The organism is Aeromonas sp. D3 (genome assembly GCF_027705025.1).
GTDB classification, from domain to species: Bacteria; Pseudomonadota; Gammaproteobacteria; order Enterobacterales; family Aeromonadaceae; genus Aeromonas; species Aeromonas salmonicida.
This window is the reverse complement of record NZ_JAPDBE010000087.1, coordinates 1-2520: the sequence shown is the minus strand read 5'-3', so window position 1 is coordinate 2520 and position 2520 is coordinate 1. Positions and strand designations below refer to the sequence as shown.

General features: G+C 54.4%; 2 protein-coding genes and 1 pseudogene. All 3 read right to left on the bottom strand.

Annotation, left to right across the window (positions count from 1 at the left end; all coding sequences use genetic code 11):
- Positions 1 to 72: 72 nt before the first annotated feature.
- Positions 73 to 1034, bottom strand: a pseudogene (locus OKC28_RS22825) (Y-family DNA polymerase); the annotation flags it as partial.
- A 3-nt stretch (positions 1035 to 1037) separates the two neighbouring features.
- Entirely contained in the window at positions 1038 to 1460 is a 423-nt protein-coding gene (gene umuD, locus OKC28_RS22820; protein ID WP_010676201.1) for a translesion error-prone DNA polymerase V autoproteolytic subunit, read from the bottom strand.
- A 102-nt stretch (positions 1461 to 1562) separates the two neighbouring features.
- A complete protein-coding gene (locus OKC28_RS22815) occupies positions 1563 to 2471 on the bottom strand; it encodes an IS5-like element ISAs13 family transposase (protein ID WP_270691152.1) in 909 nt (302 codons plus the stop codon).
- Positions 2472 to 2520 lie beyond the last annotated feature (49 nt).

Sequence of the window (2520 nt, the reverse complement as noted above, 5' to 3'; positions counted from 1 at the left end):
ATGGATACCGTGTCTCCTTTCCCGGGGAATGGCTATGGTACAGCGAAGGTGTAGCACTATTGGGATCAGTTATTTAGTATCGTTAGTAGGTACAGCCAACTTGGTGCTCACCTGGTTGCCGTAGTAGGGCTCTTTGTCATTGAAGGGGCTGGTGCGAATGAATAGAGTGGCATGGCGACAGCACATTCCCTCTGCCCGGAGTTTTTCAGCTGCACGTTCCATATATCCTGCGAGTGCTTGATGCATGGAATTCATGTGTGTGATCCGTTCACCGAATGATCGGGAGCAGATGATCTGCTGTTTGGCTTGTGTGTCCTGCTCCAGGCTGGCGCATGGGTAGCCGCGTAGCTCTAGCACGGTTCGCTCAACAACGACCCCATAACGATGCCGTAGGTTTTACCATCGACAGCGACTAGGTCCGCCACACTATTGATCCCTTGCGCTTCGAGCCTGGTGGTCAGTTTTCTACCTATTCCCCATATTTCCCCGACCGGAGTGATAGCCATCAAACGCGCTCGGCGTGCCTCATCACGCAAATCAACCACTCCACCAGTCGCAGGCCACTTCTTCGCGGCGTAGTTTGCCAGCTTGGCGAGTGTCTTGGTTGGCCCGATCCCGACGCCGACTGTGAGTCCAGTCCATTGCTGTATTCGTTCACGGATCTGACGACCATATGCTGTTAGGTCTCCCGCCCATGATTCGTTCAGTTCAATAAACGCCTCATCAACACTGTACACCTCGACAGTTGGCACCATGCCTTCCAGCGTGGTCATTACGCGCTGTGACATATCACCATAGAGGGCGTAGTTGCTCGAGAACCAAACACCGCCTACGGCCTCGAAGAACTGACGGATCTGGAAGTAGGGAACACCCATCTTGATGCCAAGCGCCTTGGCTTCTGCTGAGCGAGCCACAACGCAGCCGTCGTTGTTCGATAGCACCACGATCGGGCGCCCCTTTAGGTCTGGCCTAAACAGGCGCTCGCAGGACGCATAGAAGTTGTTCACATCGACGAGGGCAATAGCGTTGGGCATGGTTTAGCCTAGTTTGGTCTTGTGGAGTACATAGGTTACGACGCCAAAAATCTCTAGTTCTTGCCCGTCCAATAGATGGATGGGCTGGAAATCCGGATTGGCGGGTAGCAGGGCAGGGAACGGGCGTTCTTGCAGCTGTTTGACAGTGAATTCTCCATCAAGGCAGGCTAGAACGATAGCGCCGTGGCGGGCCTTGAGCGCCCTATCTACGATCAAAAGATCCCCGTCATTGATGCCCTTTTCCACCATGCTGTGGCCACTGGCCCTGACATAGAAGGTGGCAGCGGGATGCTCAATACAGATCTGGTTCAGATCTATGGTTTGCTCAATATAGTCCTGTGCTGGGCTAGGAAAGCCGCAAACCACAGGGGACAGAAAAAGCGGCAGCTCTAGAGCGTCCGGGGTTGGATGTGGGATGGCGAACATGGTGGCTCACTGGTAACTGTTTTTATATACAGTATAGCCGTATTACGGCGCTGTTTCCCAAATCAACCATCAAGCCACAACTGCCCCAGCCCCAAGTGACCGTTACACTCGGGGCTTTCTGACAGGCAGACCAAGGGTATTCAGTTTGTTTATGGCACTGACATACGCCATGACTTCTCCCACTTGGCCATTGTAGTTACGCAGACTGATTTTCCCCGCCAGCAACTGCTTGAACCGATACATCGCCGTTTCCGCCAGCGAGCGACGGTGATACCCCGATATCTTCTTCCAGTGCGCCAGCCCTTCCTTGCGCATCACCAGCACAGCCTCATTTCTTGGATGTCCTTTTTCCCATAGCCCAGCGTTCTTGCGAGGCGGGATACAGGCTGTCGCCCCTTTGCGCGAGATTAGCTGATGGCTGGCTTTGCTGTCATAGGCGCCATCCGCATAAACACGTCCCAGCTTGCGCCGCAGTGGGTTGAGCAAGGTCGGCAACACCTCGGCATCATGGACATTTTCCAGCGAGACTTCCGCCGCCACGATATCGTGGGTCACCGGGTCTACCGCCAGATGCAACTTGCGCCACACTCGCCGCTTCTCGGCGCCGTGTTTTCTGACCTTCCACTCGCCTTCACCAAATACCTTCAGGCCCGTCGAATCGATAACCAAGTCAGTGATGCGCCCCTTAGAGGGCTGTCGATAAGCCACCGCCACCGTGCGTGCTCGCTTGCTGACACAGCTGTAATCGGGGGCACAAAGCGGTACGTTCATCAACTCGAACAGGGAGTCGAGTAGTCCCTGGGTGGCCCGCAGAGTGAGGTTGAAAATCCCCTTGAGCATCAGGAAGGTGCAGATGGTCTGGTCAGTGTATAGTTGGCTGCGGCCCCGCCGCCCATGATGGCCGTGGTGAAACCAGTTGTTCATGGCCTCGGCATCAACCCAGAAGGTGAGTGAACCACGGTTAATCAATGATTTGTTGTATGTAGGGAAGGTGCGAATAAGCGGGGAAATTCTTCTCGGCTGACTCAGTCATTTCATTTCTTCATGTTTGAGCCGATTT

Coding starts and splice junctions, on each gene's coding strand:
- umuD (WP_010676201.1), bottom strand. CDS start 1,460: ATGTTCGCCATCCCACATCCAACCCCGGACGCTCTAGAGCTGCCGCTT.